The following is a 20,503-nucleotide window of genomic DNA, read 5'->3' as shown; positions in this document are numbered from 1 at the left end:
ACGACGGAACAGGACCACGCTCAACGCTTGGGGCTCCTAACGGACTTCGCGCGCCGCGGCGGCATGTGGGGGCATGCACCGGAACCGGCCTCGGCACTGGCACGGTGGAGGACGCTGTCAACACCGTTGGTGGGGGCTCCCGTTGACACGAGTCGTAGGGAGTGTCAGTAGTGTGCACCCCGTCAACTCTGTACGTCCATGTCACCCCCCGCTTCACCAACACCCTGTTCCCCTCGTTCCCCCCACCCCGCACGCCGCGCCGCGTGCCCCCGTTTCGATGTCCAGGAGACGTGAGCCCCGGTATGACCGACACTTCCGTGACCGGCCTGTGCCATCTGACCGTGCGGGCCCCGGCCCGCACCATCGACCTCGCCGTGCCGTCCGACGTGCCCGTCGCCGACCTGCTGCCCACGGTGCTGCGGTACGCGGGGGAGGAGGCCGAGGAGACCGGTCTCGAACACGACGGCTGGATACTCCAGCGCCTCGGCGGACGGCCGCTCGACGACGAGGCGACCCTCGCCTCGCTCGGGCTGACCGACGGCGAGGCGCTCCATCTCCGGCCGCGCACCGAGGCGTTGCCCGAGGTGCGCCTCGACGACCTGGTCGACGGCATCGCCGCGGTCACCCGGGACCGGCTGCACGGCTGGAGCCCCGAGGCGGCGAGACGGCTGCTGCGCGGCCTGGTCGCGGTGGCCGTGCTGGCCGGGCTTGTCCTGCTGGCGCTGCCCGGCGCCCCGGCGTCGCTGCGCGCGGCCACCGCCGTGGGAACCGGCCTGCTGCTCCTTGCCGGTGCCGCGTCGGCGAGCCGGGCGGTGGACGACCCGATGACCGGCGTGGTCCTGGGCCTGCTCGCCTCCCCGGCACTCGCGCTCGCGGGCTGGCTGGTGCCGGGCGGTGAGCTGAGCGGTCCGCAGGCCCACCAGGTGCTGGGGGCACGGCTGTTGGGGGCGGCGGCGGCCTGGGCGGGCGGCGCGGTGCTGGCCCTCGCGGCCTCCGCGGCCCGTACCCCGCTGTTCCTGGCCTCGGCGCTGGTGGCGCTCGCGGCGGCGGTGGGCGGCGTCATGATGACGGTGTTCGACGTGCGGGTGGCGGGCGCGGCCGGTGTGGTCGCCGCGCTGACGGTGCTGCTGGGCGGTCTGGTGCCCGCGCTGTCGTTCAAGTTCGCGGGGATGCGGATGCCCCCGCTGCCCACCAACGCGGAACAGTTGCAGGAGGGCATCGACCCCTACCGGGGCAACGACGTCGCCGTCCGCACCGAGCTGGCCGGCGAGTGGATGACCGCGCTGTACGGCGCGACGGGCGTGCTCTCGTCGGCCTGCCTGGTGGCGCTGGCCCGGCGCCCGAGCCTCCCGGCGCTGCTGGTGGCGCTGGTCCTGTCGCTGCTGCTGCTCCTGCACGGCCGGGGACTGGTGAACACCGCGCAGCGGCTGGTGCTGGTGCTGCCGGGCGCGTGGGGTCTGCTACTGCTCGCGTTCGGCTGGGGGCTGCGGCTGTCCGACACCGAGCGGATCCTGCTGGTGGGCGGGCTGCTCGCGGTCGCGGCGACGCTCACGGTCGCGGTGTGGACCGTACCGGGACGGCGCATGGTCCCGTACTGGGGGCGCGCGGCGGAGATCCTGCACTCCCTGCTGGCGATCGCCCTGCTGCCGCTGACCCTGTGGCTGCTGGGCGTCTTCGGCACCCTCCGCGGCATCTTCGGCTGACCAGGTGTCGGTCCTACGGACGAGCAGCGGGTGAACTGGCTCCCGCCGAGGGTTGGTTGGGAGCCGTCGGTCCGGCCCGCGACGAGGACCGGGTGAACTGGCCGCCGTTCCGGGCCGGTTGGAGAACCGGCGGTCCGCGAGCGCGGGCCGGGTACGTCGAACGTCGAACGAGAGCAGGAACCGGACGCGGTGTCACGGGCCGAATCGGCCCGTCGATCCGTGAGCAGGGTCCGGGCACAGCCGAGCGAACAAGAAGCTGAACGACCAGCCGGGAGGAAAGCGTGCGGTCGAAGCGCGACCAGGTGCAAGCGCACACGTTCATGATGGGCCGCCTGACCTCGGGCATGCTGCTCGCCGACCCGGACGCACCGGAGAGCCCACTGGGCCGGACCAGCCGGGGCGCCCTGGTCGGGGTGATCGTCGGCGTGCTGTTCTGCGGCGGGGCGCTGGTGTTCGGGCTGCTCAAGCCGGGCGGCAACGACGCCTGGCGCAGCGGCGACACCCTGATCGTCAACAAGGACACCGGCGCTCGCTACCTGTACGCCGACGGCAGGCTGCGCCCGGTGCGCAACTACGCCTCGGCCATGCTGATCGGCGGCGCCGACCTGACGACCACGTCGGTCGGCTCGAATTCGCTCGCGGGCACCCCGGTCGGCCGGCCGGTCGGGATCACCGGCGCCCCCGATTCCGTGCCGGGCACCGGCGACCTGGAGTCCTCGCCGTGGGAGGTCTGCTCGACGGGCTCCGGCGCGCAGACGACCCTCGTGCCGGGCGCACCGGTGGAGACGGATTCCGTCGGCGCGAAGTCGGCGCTCGTGGTCAAGGGCCCTGACAAACACACCTACTTGGTGTGGCAGGGCAGTCGCCTCGAGCTGGACGAGGACTCGGGCGCCGCGGAGTCCCTCGGCTACGCGCCGGTGACACCCCGCCCGGTGTCCGCCGCCTTCCTCGACGCCCTGGTGACCGGCCCCGACCTGGCCACCCCGAAGGTCGACGGCCGCGGCACGACCGGGCCCGAACTGGGCGGCCGGGCCACCCGGATCGGCCAGGTGTTCCGCGTGGTGGCGGGCTCCGGCAACCAGGAGTACCTCCTCCAGAAGGACGGCCTGCACCCGGTGACGGACACCCAGTCCGCACTGCTGCTCGGCGATCCGGACACCCGCAAGGAGGCCTACGACGGCGGGGCCCCGAACGTCGTCACCCTCGACGTCTCCGACCTGCGCGCCCACCAGGCACCGGGGACGGCCGGCACGGACGCGTCGGTCGCCGGGCTGCCGGACACTCCGCCGAGCGCGCTGTCGCTGACGGCGGGGCAGTCGGTGTGCGCCCAGGTCGACCCGGCCGACGGACAGGTGCGGGTGACCTCGGTACGGGTCCAGGAGACCGCGCTGTCCCCGGCGGCGCAGGCCGACCCGACGGCCCTGACCCCGGCCTGCGTGGCGGTGGACCAGGTGGTGGCGCGGCCCGGACACGGCGCGCTGGTACGGGCGTTGGGCGCGGCCGGCGGCACGGTCGGCGACACCACGTTCCTGGTCGGCGACGACGGGGTGAAGTACCGCATCCCGGACGCGAGCGCGCTCGCCGCCCTCGGCTACGGCGGGGCGACGCCGGTGAAGGTGCCGTCCACGCTGCTGTCGATGCTGCCGACCGGGCCCGAACTCAGCGCCCGGGCCGCGGCGTCGGACGCGGGCTCGGTGGGCGGGGCCATGGGCGGCGCGGCGGCGCAGTGCGGCACCGGGACCGGCGGCGGCGTGGGCTCCGGCCTGCCCGCCATCGCCGGGAGTGTCCCGGCGGGCGGTGCGCTGAACGGTGCGGTGAGCGGTGCAGGTGGGGCGAACTGACGAATTCGCGCCGATCGAGATCGTGTTCACGCCAAACAGGATTCGCTCTAGAACCGCCTGCCACGGAATCGCGTGTTCCGGTCAAGTTGCATACCGGTAAAAGCCTTTGAGCGGAACCTGTCGGCAACCTCAGATCTTCCTCAGTTCGTTGTCAGCGCAACTACCGTCAATCTAGGCTCAGTTGCACTCGTACCTCAGATCGACTTACGAAAGGTGGGACGATGGCTGGAGATGGCCAGCAGTCAAGCGAAGGTTCGACCCGGAACGGAATCCAGGCCCTGGAGAGCGCTTTCAGCGGCATCGTGAAGATCCGTCAGGACGTCGACAGCACCCGTTCCACCCTGGGCAGCGGCTACCAGGGCAGCGACGGCGGCCAGTACGGCCAGCTCCTCGCGCAGTGGGACGGCCAGTGCAACGTCATCCTCAAGAACCTCGAGGACGTCATCGACCGGCTGAACCAGAGCCTCGTGGAACACAACAAGACCCAGGGTTCCTCGAACGACTCCATCAACCAGGCGTACAACGCGTCGCAGTCGGCCTTCGACCAGCTCGCCGGCTGACCGACGCCCGCTTCCCCGTGACCTCGCGGTCACGTTCGATCCCCCATCGCGTAAGAGAGGCAAGCTGTGGCAGACAACCTGTCCGACGGTGTCATCTACGTCAGCTACAACCACATGTCGAACGCCGCGGACGACATGGTGGCGCAGACCAAGGCGATCGCCCAGACGCTCTCCAGCCTTGAGCAGGAACTCGGCGAGCTGTCCAAGACCTGGTACGGCAACGACGCCGACACCTACCGCCAGAAGCAGGCGGCCTGGGACGGCGCGGTGCAGAACATGGAGACGCTGCTCACCTCGCACTCGCAGCTCCTCAACGAGATCTCCAGCAGCTACAAGTACAGCGAGAACTCGCTCAGCCAGATGTGGTCCGAGGTCACCATCGGCCGCTGAGCCGGCCGGCTCCACCGCACCGACCGGTCTCCTCGCGGTCGGTGCGGTCGTCCAGGCTTCTTCCCGTTCCGTCGCCGCGCCGTACGCCAGGGTCGGCGCGTTCCGCCCGCGGAGGCTTCCATGGCAGATCTGACCCATCTCGACGCGACCGCGTTGAAGAACTTCAAGAACACCGACGTCGCGGACTTCATCACCGATCTGGTGAACATCCGCAAGGACAACGCGGGCGTCCGGTCCCTGAAGAACCTGATCGCCGAGACCGGTGCCGGCTCCGCCCAGGGCCTCGCCAAGATCCTGCGCATCGGCCTGATGAACGGCGGCGACAGCTCGGACCCGGTCGGCGGATCCACGCTGGTGGAGGCGCTCAAGACACAGGCGACCGCGCTGGACAAGATCCTCACCGATCAGAAGACGCTCTTCGGCGACATCGACGAGGCGCTGGACGAGACGATCACCACCTTGCTGAAGACCCAGGGCGACAGTCTCGACAAGATCGACGGCGAGAAGCTGCTGGACATCTTCGACACCGTCGACGGCGACATGGGCGGCAGCGACTCGACGACCACCTGAGGCCGGCGCGCGGCCCGCCGGCTCCTGCCGAGCCCCGGGCTTCGCACCCTGGACCCCCACCCAGTCCCCCCTCCTCCTCCTTCGCAGCGGAGTCCGCCCCATGGCCGAAACCACAACCGGGACCGCCAACTACGACCCGGACGACTACTTCGCCCAGGCCGTCACCGACTTCACCGGCTACACGCTCCCGGCCCGGTCCACGCTGTTCGACAAGTTGAGCAGCTCCGCCAACGACGACTTCGGCGACCTCAAGCTGTTCCGGATGGACATCCAGGGCATCGACATGAGGTCGGTGACCGCGGCGGACTACTCGGCGATCGGCGGCTGGCAGGTCAACAAGGGCGAGGACTACGACCTGGCCTTCTACGACGCGGGCGGGGACGGCGCGCACAACAGCGTGAAGATGAAGAAGGCGCGCATCGTGATGATCGGCGTCACCGTCGACGGGAACGGCCGCGCCACGCTCTGGAGCGGCGGCCAGGTCACCGGCGGCGGCGCCTTCGAGGGCTCGTACTCGCACGTCCAGTGGGACTCGGGACCGATGGCGCAGTACATCTCGGGCAGCAAGCTGGTCCTCGACCACATGCTGGCGTCGCCGTACTCGACGCAGGGCTTCTCCTACAGCGGACTGTCGGTCATCGACGCCAACGCCGTCGACATGCTCTCCTTCGAGAACACCGGGCAGTCCTTCGACCGGGTGGTGCAGTTCTTCAAGGACCACTCGGACATCGTCGACAAGTGGATGACTTCGCTCGGCGAGGACCAGGCGTCCTGGAAGGGCAAGGCGGCCAGCCTCTTCTGGCATCTCCTGGACGAGCTGAAGACCAACTACAACGGCTACGTCTCGCAGTTGGGCGGCAGCGACTACACGGCGGCCAACAGCACGCTCGGCGGCTATGTCCCGAAGTCGAAGCTGAGCGACGCGCTGGCCGCCGCGCAGCAGGCGCTGAAGCAGGCGGTCACCGATCTGCAGACCGCGTGGAACGACTGGGCGTCGGACGGCCAGCACGACCCGCACTACCACGTGAAGAAGATCCTCGACGAGATCAGTCAGTGGGTCATCAACAACAACATCAACCATGTGCTGTCGTCGCACCATTCCACCTACAGCCAGTACGGAGGCGGCACCTACACCTCCTACTCCACCGACGCCAACTTCAAGCAGTCCGTCCCCGAGTACGGCGACCTCACCCAGCACACCACCTGGCAGAAGGTCGCCGACGCCGCCGTCAAGAGCTGGTCGGACCACGCCGACGCCAAGCTCAAGCAGCCGTCCATCGACGCGCTCAGCAATGTGAAGAACGCCTGGGCCGATGTGCAGGACGCCTTCGACGACGAGATCAAGAACAAGAACAACGAGACGCTCTCCGAGGTCCTCCAGAAGGAGGAGAACGAGATCGCCGAGGACGAGGCGAACAAGAACAACGACAAGCTCAACGACAGCCTCAACAACCTCGATGACAATCTCAACAACCTCGGCGACAACCTGAACAACCTCAACGACAACGTGAACGACAACCTCAACAACCTGGGGGACAACCTCAACAACCTGAACGACGGCCTGAACGACAACCTCAACAACCTCGGCGACGGCCTCAACAACCTCGGCACGAACCTCAACACCAACCTGAACGACAGCCTCAACAACATCGGCGACGGCCTGAATTCGAGCCTCAACAACCTGAACGACGATCTCGGCAACAGCCTGAACAACGTCGGCAGCGGGCTCGACGACCTCAACACCGACAGCCTGCTGAACAACGACGGTACGAACGGCAACGGCGCGAGCGACCTCGCCAACGCCGCGCTGAACACCCTCGGCCCGTCGCTCCTCAACAACGGCAACGACTCCACTAAGGACGGCTCGACCACGCTCAACTCCCCGACCGGGGGCAGCACCCAGCTCAACGGCGACGGCACGCTCACCACGACGTTCCCGGACGGCTCCACCCAGACCATCGACCCGACGACCGGCCTGGTCACCACCACCAACCCGGACGGCACCACCTCGGTCGGGCAGCTCAACCCGGGCACCACCATCACCAACCCGGATGGCTCGACGACCACCCTCAACGACGACGGCACGCTGACCACCAAGTTCCCGGACGGCACGAGCCAGACCCTCAACCCGGACACCGGCCAGGTCACCACCACGAACCCGGACGGCACCGTCAGCACGTCGACGCTCAACCCGACCGACGGCTCCTTCACCACCCCGGACGGCTCGACGGCCCAGCTCAACGCCGACGGCTCGCTGACCACGCACTTCCCGGACGGCTCCACCGAGACGCTCAACCCCGACACCGGTCAGGTCACCGTCACCGACCCCTCCGGCAACGTCACCACCACGCATCTCGACCCGGGCGACTCCTTCACCAACCCGGACGGCTCGACCACCACGCTGAACGACAACGGCACGCTCACCACCAAGTTCCCGGACGGCTCCACCCAGACCCTCAACCCGGACACCGGCCAGCTCACCACCACCGACCCGTCGGGCCACACGACCACCACCGACATCGACGGCACCGACCTGCCCTCGTCCTCAATCGACACCAGCGGCCTCAACGGCAACGGCATCGACACGAGCGGCATCGACACGAGCGGGCTGAACAACGGCAGCAGCCTCGACACGAGCGGCCTGAACACGAGCGGGCTCAACAGCGGCGGCCTCAGCAGCGGCGGTCTCAACACGTCCGGCGGCGGCCTGGATTCAGGCCTCGACGGCGGCTACGACGACTACGACAGCACCCCCTACACCGGCGGCCCGCTGCGCTCCGACGCCCTCGACGGCAGCACCCTCGCCGCCGCCTCCACCGGAGAGCAGAGCGCGGCGAGCGGCACCCCGCTCAACCCGATGGGGATGGGCGGCATGGGAGGCATGGGCGGCGGTATGGGCGGAGGAGGAGGCGGAGGCGGCGGACAGGGCGGCACCACCGAGCGCACCCGCGCCGTCCTCACCGACCCGTCCAACACCTCCACCCGGCGCGGCCGGAACAACCGGGCCGCGTCCGTGGACGAGGACGAGGACATCGTGCTGACCCGGCCCACCACGTCCAGCGCCCCGTACCCGGTGGGCGGTCCCGGCAACAACGGCGCCGGCCAGAACGGCCGCTCCACAGAGAGCGGCGACCGCGCCCGCGACGCCTGGCTCACCGAGGACGAGGACGTCTGGGGCACGGACGAGGGCGGTTCACCGGCGGTGATCGGCCGATGAGCCACGAGTCGATCGAGCAGCGGCTGGCCAAGGCGGTGGCCGAACTGGAGGCCACCGAGGCCGCGGTGGCGCGCGCCGAGGGCGAACTCGCGCACGCCGAGAGCACGGTGCGCTCGGCGGACCGCGCGGTCGAGGTGACCGTCAGCGCGCAGGGCGACCTGCGCAAGCTGACCTTCCTGGACGACAAGTACCGCACGATGCCCGCCGGTCAGCTCTCCGCGAGCGTGCTGGAGGCGGTGCAGGAGGCCCGGGCCCGGATGGCCCGGCATGTCATGGCCACCTTCGAGCCCTTCACCAAGGCCAACCCCGAGGCACCCGAGATCACCGGCTTCGACGTGGACTGGAACAAGATCTTCGGCCCCGGTGTCCTGGAGGGTCCCAAGGGCGGCCGACGGCGCGGGGCCGGCCGGCTCCGCGACGAGATCAGCGAAGACCCGGAGGACTGAGAAGACGATGCCGTCGAACGCCTACTCCGCCAGCCCGCCCGCGCTCATCGCCGGTACCCGGCAGATCGAGCAGATCAGCCGGCTGGCCAATGAGATGATCAACGAGTTCATCACGGACGTGTCGTCCACCTCCGGCTGGCCCGGAGACAACGACAGCTATGCCAAGCAGATGCTGCCGCAGGAGAAGGAACAACGGGAGGGCTCCATCAAGACCGGCTCGTCCCTGTCCGAGGCGATCGTCAGCATCGGCGACGGCACCCTCACCAACCTCAAGAGCGTGCTGGGCACCCAGAACGGCGTACTGGGCGCCATCCACGACTCCAACACCAACACGGGCGACACCGACGGTGGTTCGCACGGCGGAAAGCACTGACGCAGCGGATCGCCCCTGATGACCATCCACGCGTCGCCCCAGCTGAACAACCTCATGTTCGTGCTCATCGGCGAGAAGTTCCTCCAGGCCGACGAGGACATGGCATTCGCCAACGGCAAGCCGTACGAGCGGCTGGGCCGGCGTATGCGTGACCTCTCGGACCTGATCGAGCAGACCGCCGGTGGGGTCGGGCGCGCGCTGCCGCCGCAGGTCGGGAACAACTATGTGCGGGCGATGCACATGTTCCTCGACAGTGGCGGCGTCAACTACCTGAAGGATTTCGCCGACCAGCTCGACGGCATCGGGCAGTCCCGCACCAAGTCCTCCATGGACATCATGGAGTCGAAGTGGCAGATCATCGCCGAACTGGTGCGGCTGCTCATCGAGTTGCTCGTCATCGCGGTGCTGTCCGCCTTCACCGGAGGTTCCGCCTCCAGCCAGGCCGCGGTGGCGAAGGCCCGTAGCCGGGTCGCCATTCTCACGCTGATGGAATGGCTGATGAAGAAGACGCATCTGCTGCCGAGCCTCACCGAGGCGCTCGAAGAGGCGTTCACCACCTTCGCGGTACGGCTGGCCATGATGCTGGGCGCGCCCAAGGGCCGCCGCCCGCACGGGTTCGACTGGTCGCAGATCGTCCAGGACGGGGTCTTCGGCGCCTTCACCGGCCTGTTCCACGGCCTGCTGCACGACTTCGGCAAGGGTCTGAAGAACAACTTCAAGAACATCTTCAACACCCACAACCCGTTCAAGGACATCAGCGGCAACGGGAAGAAGTTCGACAACCACAAGTTCGACAACCCCGACGTCAACACCAAGCCGAACCCGAAGCCGACGCCGACCCCGAACCCGAAGACCACGCCCACCCCGACGCCGACCCCGCACCTCACGCCGACCCCGACCCCGACGCCCACACCGAAGCCGAAGACCTTCGGCGACAAGGTGAAGCACGAACTCGGCGAGGACTTCGAGCACTTCGTCACCGAGGGCGGCGCGGAGACGCTCGGCGAGCTCGCCACGGCGTCCATCTACGGCTTCCCCGTCGACTCCCTGAACACCTTCCTGGGCGGCGGCCTCAGCTCGATCAGCGAACGCCATCTGGGACAGGGCGCGAGCACGCTCGGCAGCAAGTTCAACTTCAACGGACTGCCGCAGGTGAACACCCTGGGCACCGCGGACATCCCGGGGGACTCCAACTCCGAGTCCGACACCAACACCAGTTCGCACTCCAACTCCAGCTCCTCGACGAACACCCCGTCGTCCCAGTCGTCCACCGACGGCGACAACCTGACGACGACATCGGGCCCCGGCTCCATCAACACGACCTCGAACAGCGGCAGTTCCTCGACGAGCGGCAACCCTCAGCGCACCTCCACGAACACCACGCCGATCCAGTCCACCGACCTGGACGACGTGAAGATCGACGGGGGAGACCTCCAGAGCAACGTCCCGCACGGGACGACGAGTACACCGACCAGCACGCCAACGAGTACGCCCACGAGGACTCCGGCACAGGTCGACACGGGCGGCACCGACGAGACGACGCAGGGGACCGGCCAGCAGAACGACCCCTCGAACACCTCAACTCCGGCTCCCTCGCAGGGCGTTCCGGTCACGAGCGGGTCCGACACCACCGTCGTACCGCCGACCACGAATACGGGCACGGGCACGGGCACGAATACGGGTACGACCGGGTCCGGTGTCCCCACTTCGACCGGGACGAACACGGGGAGCCCGACGACCGGTTCAGGCTTGCCCTCGAACTCGACCTCACCCTCGAACTCGCCCTCGAACAGCGGCGGCAATCCGCGCACCACGACAACGGGGCGCCCGGAGAACACGACGTCCAACGGCACCAGTAGCAGCACCACCAACACCAACAGCACCGGTACCGGTAGCTCGAACAGCACGGGCACGGACAGCACCAACACCTCCCACCCCGGTTCCGGCACCGACAGCACCACGGACACGGACACCGGGACCGACAGCGACACTGGCGCCGAAACGAACACCCGCACCGATACCGACACCGGTACCGACGCACCCACCCCGGTCGCCACCACCAGCAACAGCGCGCCGCCCACGACCAGTTCGGCACCGGACCCGGCTCCCGCGCAGGAGACGGCCCCGCTGTCCGACTCCGACTCCGGCTCCAGTACAGCCACCCCGACGCCGACCCCCGTCCACACCTCCTCGGACCTCTCCTCGAACCCGGCGCCGGACCACACGACCCATCCCGCCCCCACTCCGAACCCCAACCCCACCCCCGCCCCGGAACCCGTGGTCCTCACCCCCTCCGTCACGCCCAACTCCGCACCGCAGCCCGGGAGTTTCGAGGACGCGCGGGCCGGGGCGACGCCCACGGAGCGCAGTCACACCTGGGTCGACCCGGTCTCCCGGCCGCTCGGGGCGGACGGCACGCGCACCCAGTACGTCGTGCGGGCCGGTTTCGACGTACGGCGGTTCAGCCACGACGGTGAACCGGTCACCGATCTCACCGTCACCTACCGGCTCACCGGCAACCCGCAGTTGGGGCCGCAGGTCGACGGCGTCCAGCAGCGCCTCACGGACGGTGTGCGGCGGGTGTTCAACACCCCGGGCCACCGGCTGGAGGACGGGAGCCGGCTGCACGTCACCGTCGTGCCGGCCGCACCCGGCGAGACCCCGCACCTCGACGTCACGCTCACCGACCCGACGGACGGGTCGCCGGCCACCCATCACTCGTGGCCCGCCGACATCTCCGACTCCGACCTGGCCCACGAGGTCGGCCATCAGCTCGGCCTGCGCGACGAGAGCGGCTTCGACTCGGCGGCCCCGCACCGCGGCGGTACGACCAGCCTGATGGGCGACCCCACGCGGTTCACGCCCACGGAGGACCCGGCGTACGCGTCGGGCGGGCTGCGGCCCCGTCACCTCACGCTGATCGGCACCCTGGTCGGCGATCCCGCGGACGACACCCGGGGCACCGGTACCGGCCGGCGGGGTCCGGTCAAGGGCGCGCCGGGCGCGGATCCGCCCGCCCCGGTCAAGCCCACCGCCGACGCGGCCGCCGACACCGCTCCGACCCCGGTGGCCACCACGTCCACGTCCACGTCCATGCCCACGTCCACGCCCGCGACGGTGTCCCAGGACCAGGACCAGGACCCGGAGGACATCGAACTCACCGAGACCGAGACCGCCCCCGCGGTTCCGCCGGTCCCCGACATCACCCTGACCACCCCGGAGGGCGACACCACCGCGCCCACCGAGGTGGCGGCCGTCGGTGGACGCCGTCCCTCTTACCTCGCCGGCTACGGACAGCGGTACGACGGCCAGATGGGCCTCACACAGATGGAGCCGTTCTCGCCGGACCTGGTCGACGGGCTGCACCGTCAGGTGCTCGGCGAGCTCGGCAGGCTCGCTCCGGGGCCGGACGACCCGGTGCTCGCGCAGCTGCGGGACGTGCTGTCGGAGCAGCAGCTGACGCAGCACATGCCGTATCTGCGCAGTCTCGGCGGCCACCGGATCACCCTGGAGGTCGACGGTGTCGACCGGCAGGTGGACGTACGGCTGTCGCTCGACAACCGGCGGCCGTCGGTACGGCAGGGCGGGATCGACAGGAGCGATCCCGACAAGCACGTGGAGCGGCGCGGATACGGCACCCGGGAGATCGTCTCCTCGCAGCCGTCCGGCACGTTCTCGACGCTTCCGGTGCCGTGGACCGGTTCAAAACCGGAGGCTTCGGCGGGCCCGGTCCGCGCCCTCGACCTCGCGCTGGCCGCGACCATCACCCACAACCAGGCGGACGGCTCGACCACCGTCACCCAGGTCGTGCAGACCACCAGCGCCCAGCGCAGCAACGAGCCCTCCCGCGCCTACGACTTCGACAGCAACTGGCAGGTGCGCGTCGACGCCCCGGCACCGGCACCGGGCGGCCGGAACGCGCCGGCCGCGATCACGGCCGTAGGGAATCCAGGGGGCCCGACGGGCGCCGCGAATACGGCAGTTGTCGCCGCTGTACCCGGTCCCACGCGCGACTGGACTGCGGAAGTGCAGCACGGGCCGGTCACCGTGTGGTTCCCGCAGCACCTCGTGGAAGCCCACGAAGATCCCGCGCAGGACCTGCCCGCCCCCGCCGACATCAAGAAGCTGCCGATCTACGGCGTGGACTCGGTGCTGAACCCGCGGCGGCTGTACGAGGGTGCCGCGGCGCACTTCCGGGACGACCTGGACACCACGTCCTCGGCCCAACTCGCGGATTTCCTCGACGAGTCGATCCTGCGGGGCGCCCTGCCGATGCAGGTCGAGGGCGGGCTGTACTCGCAGGTGCTCACCGACGCGCGTGGACGTGCCGTCGGCATGATGCGGCTGCGGGCGGAGGTCACCCGGAACACTCCGGTGGCCAAGAGCCTCGACAAGAAGATCAACCTTGAGAGCCATGTCGTCAACACCGTCAAGAACGACCAGAGCACGGCGTTCAACAGCGGGCTGAACCTCAGCGGCAGTCTCGGCCCGACCCTCACGGGCGATCACGACGCGGGGCACGCGAACGCCTCCCACGTCATCGGCGGCACCGTCAACGGCAAGCTCAGCGGCAGCTACGCGACGCAGAACGTGTTCGGCACCAACGCCCTCGCGGGCACCATGCACGCGGTGCGCACCAACCGCAGCCATCTGCTGACCGAGGCGGACGTCACCTACACCCTCACCCTGATCCGGCCCGACGGTTCCCTCTCCACCTATGCGCCCGGGACGTGGAACCACGCTCTCGACATGCGGGTGCTCAGCGCCGAGGACGCGGCGGGACACCCGCCGACCGAGGACGAGAGGCGCGCGCTGCCGCACGAGCTGGCGACGCTGGAGTCGATCGGGCAGTCCACCGCGCCGCTCGGGGTGAAGGACGGCGAGGCGGAGCCGCTGTTCGGCGAGGCGGAGACCTGGCTGCGCGACCAGGGCTTCCTGCCACCGCCGCACACCGCCCCGCGCCGGAACGTGCTGCTGCCCGACGAGGCGCTGGTGCAGGCCCAGTTGAACAATCTGCGGCGGCTGGAGGAACTGCGCTCCCCGCTCGGGCTGCGCGCGGCGACGGACTCCATGGTGGACGGCGGCCACTCGCTGTTCCTGGAGATCCCCGCGGTGACCGGGCGGCGCCGGGTCCGACTGGAACTGGGCGCGCAGCGCGACCCGAACCTGCCGGTGGTGCACAGCACGGTGCTGCCCGACATCCAGGTCATGGGCCTGGCGCAGGCGGGCGCGGGCGGCACCGGCCGGCGCGGCAACACCTACGGCGGGGGCGTCGGGGTCGGCGGCGGCCTCACCGTGCCCACCCCGCGCGGGGGCGCCTGGACCCTGAGCGCCACCGGCGACTACCAGTACGTCGGCCAGGCCACGCTCGGCAACACCACCGGCACCACGCTCGGCCACGACCAGTTCTTCATCGGCAGTGGGCAGAACACCCACGAGTTCGAGGTACCGGCCCGCCTCACGCTCGACCTGTACGAGGGTGCGGGCCAGGAACCGGTGCGCCGGTTCGGCGAGGTGCAACCCGGGGGCGACATCGAGCACGGTGTGCAGCCCCCCGGCGTGCGGGGCGTCGCCGGTCACATCCGGCTGGCCGTACCGCACGGGCGGACCGTGGACGCCGTGGAGCCCGCGCCGGCCGGTCAGCCGTACACCGTACGACAGCCGACGCCGCAGGACACGCAGCGGCTGGCGATGACGGACCCGCAGGGAGTGCGGGCGCCGGGCGTGGTCCGTGTTCCGGACGACGCGCTGATCGACGTGGTGCGCGGTTCGGCGGCGCTCGAGGACGCCTTCCGGCGGATCGTCACCGGCGTCGGTGTCGGCCCCAATCCCAACGCCAATCCCAACCCCGCGAACGCCAACGCGAACGCCGCCGGTGGTCCGGCCGTGCCTCCCGGGCGGTTCTCCCGGCTGGTGGACGGCGTCACCGGGTTCCTGAGCAGTTCGCTGGTCGGCAGTCCGGCCGCCGACACCACCACGGTCGGCGCCGAGTCCCGGATCACCGCGCTCTCGCCCGGCTCGCTGATCGGCCGCGGACACCAGATCTTCAGCGGCACCTACGTCGTGGAGGGACTGACGCTGCCCGGGCTCGGTGCCGACGGTCAGCTCGCGATCGAGATCGAGGCAGTCGCCCACACGCCCCGGCTGACGCACAGCGTGACCCAGTACCTGGAGACCGGCATCTCCACCACCGACTCGGCGCAGCAGCTCAAGGGCCTCAGTAAGACGAACCAGTTCGGCCTGGGCGGCTCGGCGACCCAGAACAACCCGCCGGCCCCCACACCGGTCGAGGGGCAGCCCACCGCCCCGGCCCCCACGCCGTCCCGCTTCAACCCGTCCGGGCGCTACCAGTACGACCGCAAGACCGACAAGCCCGACACCCTCAGCAGCAGCACCGGCACCAACCGGACGCCCACCCAGTCGGGCCTCCAGCACCGGGTCACGGCCGACGTCACCTACCTGATCCGGGTGCGGACCGGACACCGCAACGTGGTCGCCAACACCTTCGGGTACGGGCCCGGGGAGGACGTCACACTCGCCGTGGACGTGCCGCGCGGGCTCCAGTTCCTGATGACGGAGAGTCAACTCCGGCGCGACAGGCGGTGGATGGGTGCCTTCACCCCGCCCCTGCCCACCCCGTCGGAGACCGGTCTGACCCGACCGACACTGCCCGACCGCTACATCCACGACGGCACCCTCGGCCTGGCCACGGTCAACTCCGTCACCGAGTTCTCCGCCCCGCCGGGGACCCCGCGGGCCGAGCGACGCGCTCGATTCCACAGCGAGACACGGGAGTTGGTGGAGCAGTACGCCCCCGGCGTGACCACCCCCGGCAACCCCTCCTATCTGCCCGGTGTCGCCGCGCTGATCGCCGACAACACCGGTGTCGCCGGCAAGCGGGCGCTGATCGGACGCGGCAACGGACAGGCCAGGTTCGCCTTCCGGCACCACCGGTTCGGCGGGGCGACACTCGTCGAGGTGACGTTCTCGGCCCGCCCCGTCGGCGGCTCCGCGAACCGGCGCGCGGTGCTGGGCACATCGGTACCGGGCGACAAGTCCGGTATCGAGCAGTGGGGTTCGCACACGGCGGAGGGCCGCTCGCTCTCCTCCTCCGTGGGCCGCCAGCACCGGCTCACCGTCAACCCGACGGCCCGATTCACCCGCCCCGACACCGACGACCGCACCGACCGGCTCGGCCTCTCCGGCAATCTGGCCCGCTCCACCGGCAAGGCCGCCAGGCAGGGGCGCACCGCCGAGGACCGGTACTGGCTGCGCACCGACAGCGCCGCCGACTTCGACGGGCTGGACTACGAGCTGGTCGCCACGGTCCGCTCCACCCTGGTCACCGACTGGCCGCCCAACGTGCTGGGCGCGCTGGTGCAGCGCGGGATCATGGCCTGGGACGACGCCGACCCGCAGACCCGCTCCTGGCTGAGCCGCACCCTCTCCGGCGACTTCGGCGACCAGATCCGGGTACCGGCCCAGGTGAGCCTGCGCTTCACCGGCAGCGAGACCGGCCGCCCTCCGCTGCCCGCGCCCCCGCCGCCCACGCTGACCCGGGTCGACCCCCGTCAACAGCCCGGCACGCAGCCCGCGTTGCGCGACGAGGACCTGTTCCACCCGACCGGCTCCGTCCCCGTCTACGGCTTCGACGCCTGGGGTCAGGTGTACACCGCCCTCGACGAGGTCGCCCCCGGAACCTCCAGCAGCTGGAACTCCCAGGCGGCCTCGACCTCCGACGAGAACGCGTCGGTGCGGCTCGGCGAACTCATCCAGGCGGGCACCCTGTCGCTGGACAACCCCCGGCAGGTCGGCGGCATGCTCCCGGGGATGCCCGGCGCGTACCCGATGGCGAACGCCCCGGACCAACGGCCCACCCTCACCGTCTCGTTGTACCGGCCGACGGTGATCAGCGACGGCGGCGACATCGCCATCGACCGGCTGCGGATCAGCTCGCAGAACAGCGGTACGGTCTCCGGCGGCGACACCACCGCCGGACTGTCCCTGCCGTTCGTCATGAGCACCGACGACCCCGACCGCTACCTCCTCGGCGCGACCCCGCCCGTGCTCCAACGCCCGGTGGACGCCAGCAACTTCGGCAGCACGGTCTCCGGCGGGCGCCGCGACTGGCTCAAGACCGGCAGCACCAGCGTGCCCGCCGGCGGCCGCGGCACCCGCAGCTACGAGGTCCGGGCCGACGTGCACATCGAGGTCTCCGGTCCCGACGGCGTACGCCATGTCACCGGCACGGCCACGATCCGCATCGAGGAGCGCGACGCCCTCGGCCACGGCATCACCGCGCCCCGTCCGGTACCCCAGGTCTACGACCTCCCGGCACTGCTCACCGCGGGTACTCCCCACGCACCGCAGGACTGGGCGGCGACCCAGTTGCCGCGGGTACGGAACGCCCTGAACACGGGCGTCGACCGCACGGACGAGGGCTTCCAGTTCTGGGTGGCCACCGGCCCCGACCCGGACGGCTCCCGCCTGACCCTGGCCCTCTACGCCGCCTCGCGCGCGGCCCGGGACAACGGGCGCCCGGTGGAACTGGTCACCCGGGGCCCGGAGGGCCTGCGCATCTGGGCCTTCGACCCGGGCGGCACGCTGACGGGCGCGCCGACGGTGCAGACAGGCCCGGGGGACACGGCCCCGGGCACGAGTACGGGGATCACGGGTACGGGCGATGGGACCCCGGGCACGGGCAACGTGCCGCCCGGCACGGGGAGTTCGACTTCGGGCACCACCGGTGTCACCGCCCTTGACCAGGCATGGGCTGCTTTCGAGCAGGCCGCCACCGCGTTCGACCAGGCCGACAGGGACCACGGCAAGGCGCTCGACGACGAAGCCGCGGAGCGGGACCTGCAGGCCGAGGCGCAGGACGTCCTGAACGAGGCGACGATCGATTTGACGGCGGCGGCGGACAACGCCACCCAGGCCGACACGGACGCCACCACCGCCGAGCAGGACGCGGACCGGGCCGAACAGAAGTTCCGCGACCTCACCGACCGTACGCAGGCCCTGGTCGGCGCGATCACCCGGGGCCGCCTCGCGCTCGGCTCGCTCACCGACGCGGTCTCCGACGGCCAGCGCGCCGAGATAGACCTCAGCGCCCGCCTCAAGACCGCCCGCCGTGACCTGAGCGAACTCACGGCCCGCGCCGCCGCCACACCGTCGACGACAGAGCCCTCCGGCTCCGGCGACCCGCAGAACGCGACCACGCAGGGCACTTCGGATGCCCAGAGCACCGAGAACACGCAGAGCTCCCCGAACTCCACGTCCGATCCGGCCGCGACACCCGCTCCCGCATCCGCAGACGACACCGCCCCGGCTCCCGTCGTAGACCCCCATCTCACTCAGCGGATCGACCAAGTCACCGCCGAGGTCGGCGAGTTGGACGCCCGGCTCACCGCCGCGCGGGACGGGCTGGCGCGGGACCGTGCCACGCTCCAGGACACCAAGGCCGGTCTGGAACGGGACGAGGCGGCCCTGACCGAGGCGCGGGAACAGTTCCCGGGCGTCCGGGACGCGGCCGCCACCCTGCGCGCGGACGCCGACACGGCCCGCGGGCAGGCCGACAGCGCGGCCCTCGATCACGAGGACGCACGCGACATCCACGAGCAGGCGGAGCAACTGCTCGGTGACATCAACGCCCAGATAGACAACGCCGTCGGCAGGCGCGTCGCCGCCTTGGCGAACCGAGGGGTGGCGGAGACCCAACTGCTGGGCACCACCGGCCCGGTGCTGGCCGTCGCCCCTTCGACGCTGCCCACCACACACTCGACCCTGGCCTCCATCGCCCCGCGCTGGCCCGGCTCGGGCCGCCCCCGCACGGCGGGCCCCTCCACCGGCAACACACCCGGCCCCGACGACGGGGTCACCCCCGCGACCGCCGACTCCGCCACCGCCAACTCCACCACCAGGAACGGGAATTCGGGGGGCGGCAACAGTTCGGACGCGACCACGGATCCGACCACGTCCGATCCGGCCACTTCCGACCCGACGTCCTCCGCCACGCCGAAGGACACCCCGTCGACCGGCAACGACACCACCACGGACGGGAACCAGGGTGGCACCTCCGCCCAGGACAGCGCGTTCGACGTCCTGGTCGGCAACTCGGGTGAGGGCAGCGGCAGTACGACCGCCGACCTGGACAGCGCACCGACCGACACCAAGGGCAAGGCCAAAGACGTCTCCGGCGTCGGCTCCACCGACCTGGCCCAGGACGACGCCGATCTGACGTCACCCGACCATGCGCGGGAGGCACGAGGCCATGCGATCCCGACCGTGGGCGACGGCCGGTGCATGCTCTACGCGATCATCGGCAGTGACCCGGAGCGGGTCCGCGACCGGCTGCCCGGCCTGAGCACCGAGGCCCCGCAGACCTACGCCTGGCTCGGCCGACCGAGCGAAGTCCGCCGGGATCTGGCCGAGTTCACCCAGTGGCACGGCGGCAACACCGCGATGCCCGAGGGCGCCCGACGTCTGCTGAACGTCGCCGACCGGCTGCGCACCCTCGCCGAGAACCGGCTGGACAGCGGACTCCCGTTGCCGCACGAGGTGGTGGGCCAGCTACGGCAGTCGCTCACGCGGTGGTTCTCGGATCGCACGGCCAACATGACCGGGCCCCAACTCCGGGCGGCCCTCGACGAGTACGGCATCACAGAGGTGACGGAGCCGGAGCAGTTGGACGAACTCCCCACGCGCTACACCCTGGCGGTGACCGGGAGGGGTGAGACCGTTCAGGCGGGGCTCGGCGCCCCGGCCATGTTCGCGGACCTGCGCGACAACGGCCAACTGCCCACGCTCGACACCCTCACCGACGATCAGCTCCGCACCGTGCTCGGCCACGGATACACCGTCAGCACCGCCCAGTTCACCCCCGCCGAACTGGACCATGCGCGCGGCGCCGTCCAGAACTGGGCGCAGGTGTATGACGACGACGAGGGCGAGTTGTTCCTCCCGCTGCTGGCGGAGACCCTGGACGTGGCAGTGGAGACACTGCGGCCGATCGGGACGACCAACCGTGGCCCCGTCACCCGCGTCGGCCCGCACACGGCCACCCGGGTCCTGGAGATCCACTACAGGAGGCACCCGAGTCACTACATGGCCACCGACGCAGGCCCTCTCATCGAGGACCCGGCGGCCATCACCCCGCCCAACGCACCCCGGGGCCCCGGAGACGCCAACAGCGTTCAGCCGAACGGCCGTTACCGTCCCGCGCCGACCCGAGACGCTGCCGACGACCACCCCGCGTCCCGTGTCGCCGACCCCGCGCCCAAGGACACGTGGCACGGCCTACGTCCCCACGCCCGCCCGGCCGTTCACTCGACGGAGCGGTTCGACGCGCACGCGGACCAGTCCAACGTGCCCCGCCCCGGTGTCCTGAGCGGTGCGACCACTCTC

Annotated in this window: 9 protein-coding genes; all 9 read left to right on the top strand. The window is 70.6% G+C overall.

Annotation, left to right across the window (positions count from 1 at the left end; genetic code table 11):
* The first annotated feature begins 302 nt into the window (after window positions 1-302).
* Window positions 303-1,703, top strand: coding sequence for a type VII secretion integral membrane protein EccD (gene eccD / locus SPR02S_RS52415; protein ID WP_019065063.1), 1,401 nt, complete (start codon window positions 303-305; stop codon window positions 1,701-1,703).
* Window positions 1,704-1,984: 281 nt separating this feature from the next.
* A complete protein-coding gene (gene eccB / locus SPR02S_RS52410) occupies window positions 1,985-3,544 on the top strand; it encodes a type VII secretion protein EccB (RefSeq protein WP_019065062.1) in 1,560 nt (519 codons plus the stop codon).
* A 221-nt stretch (window positions 3,545-3,765) separates the two neighbouring features.
* Complete coding sequence (locus SPR02S_RS52405) at window positions 3,766-4,104, top strand: hypothetical protein (RefSeq protein WP_019065061.1); 339 nt, start codon at window positions 3,766-3,768, stop codon at window positions 4,102-4,104.
* Between the two features lie 66 nt (window positions 4,105-4,170).
* Window positions 4,171-4,494, top strand: coding sequence for a WXG100 family type VII secretion target (locus SPR02S_RS52400; RefSeq protein WP_019065060.1), 324 nt, complete (start codon window positions 4,171-4,173; stop codon window positions 4,492-4,494).
* Window positions 4,495-4,614: 120 nt separating this feature from the next.
* Complete coding sequence (locus SPR02S_RS52395; protein ID WP_019065059.1) at window positions 4,615-5,064, top strand: type VII secretion system-associated protein; 450 nt, start codon at window positions 4,615-4,617, stop codon at window positions 5,062-5,064.
* Window positions 5,065-5,164: 100 nt separating this feature from the next.
* Window positions 5,165-8,281, top strand: a complete 3,117-nt coding sequence (locus tag SPR02S_RS52390) for an AAWKG family protein (RefSeq protein WP_026151699.1) — start codon at window positions 5,165-5,167, stop codon at window positions 8,279-8,281.
* Window positions 8,278-8,727, top strand: coding sequence for a YbaB/EbfC family nucleoid-associated protein (locus SPR02S_RS52385; protein WP_019065058.1), 450 nt, complete (start codon window positions 8,278-8,280; stop codon window positions 8,725-8,727). Before SPR02S_RS52390 ends, SPR02S_RS52385 begins: the two co-directional genes overlap by 4 nt.
* Before the next feature lie 7 nt (window positions 8,728-8,734).
* Window positions 8,735-9,100, top strand: coding sequence for a hypothetical protein (locus tag SPR02S_RS52380; protein WP_019065057.1), 366 nt, complete (start codon window positions 8,735-8,737; stop codon window positions 9,098-9,100).
* Between the two features lie 18 nt (window positions 9,101-9,118).
* Window positions 9,119-20,503 (top strand): coiled-coil domain-containing protein (locus SPR02S_RS63875; protein WP_026151698.1); only part of this gene is annotated, 11,385 nt, incomplete at its 3' end.

Source organism: Streptomyces prunicolor NBRC 13075 (assembly GCF_000367365.1).
Taxonomy (GTDB): domain Bacteria; phylum Actinomycetota; class Actinomycetes; order Streptomycetales; family Streptomycetaceae; genus Streptomyces; species Streptomyces prunicolor.
The sequence above is the reverse complement of the archived record's forward strand: the minus strand, read 5'-3'. Positions and strand labels throughout refer to the sequence as shown.

Excerpts from the sequence above, each read along its gene's own strand:
- SPR02S_RS52385 (WP_019065058.1), top strand. The coding sequence starts at position 8,278 with ATGAGCCACGAGTCGATCGAGCAGCGGCTGGCCAAGGCGGTGGCCGAA.
- SPR02S_RS52380 (WP_019065057.1), top strand. The coding sequence starts at position 8,735 with ATGCCGTCGAACGCCTACTCCGCCAGCCCGCCCGCGCTCATCGCCGGT.
- SPR02S_RS52405 (WP_019065061.1), top strand. The coding sequence starts at position 3,766 with ATGGCTGGAGATGGCCAGCAGTCAAGCGAAGGTTCGACCCGGAACGGA.
- SPR02S_RS52390 (WP_026151699.1), top strand. The coding sequence starts at position 5,165 with ATGGCCGAAACCACAACCGGGACCGCCAACTACGACCCGGACGACTAC.
- SPR02S_RS52395 (WP_019065059.1), top strand. The coding sequence starts at position 4,615 with ATGGCAGATCTGACCCATCTCGACGCGACCGCGTTGAAGAACTTCAAG.
- eccD (WP_019065063.1), top strand. The coding sequence starts at position 303 with ATGACCGACACTTCCGTGACCGGCCTGTGCCATCTGACCGTGCGGGCC.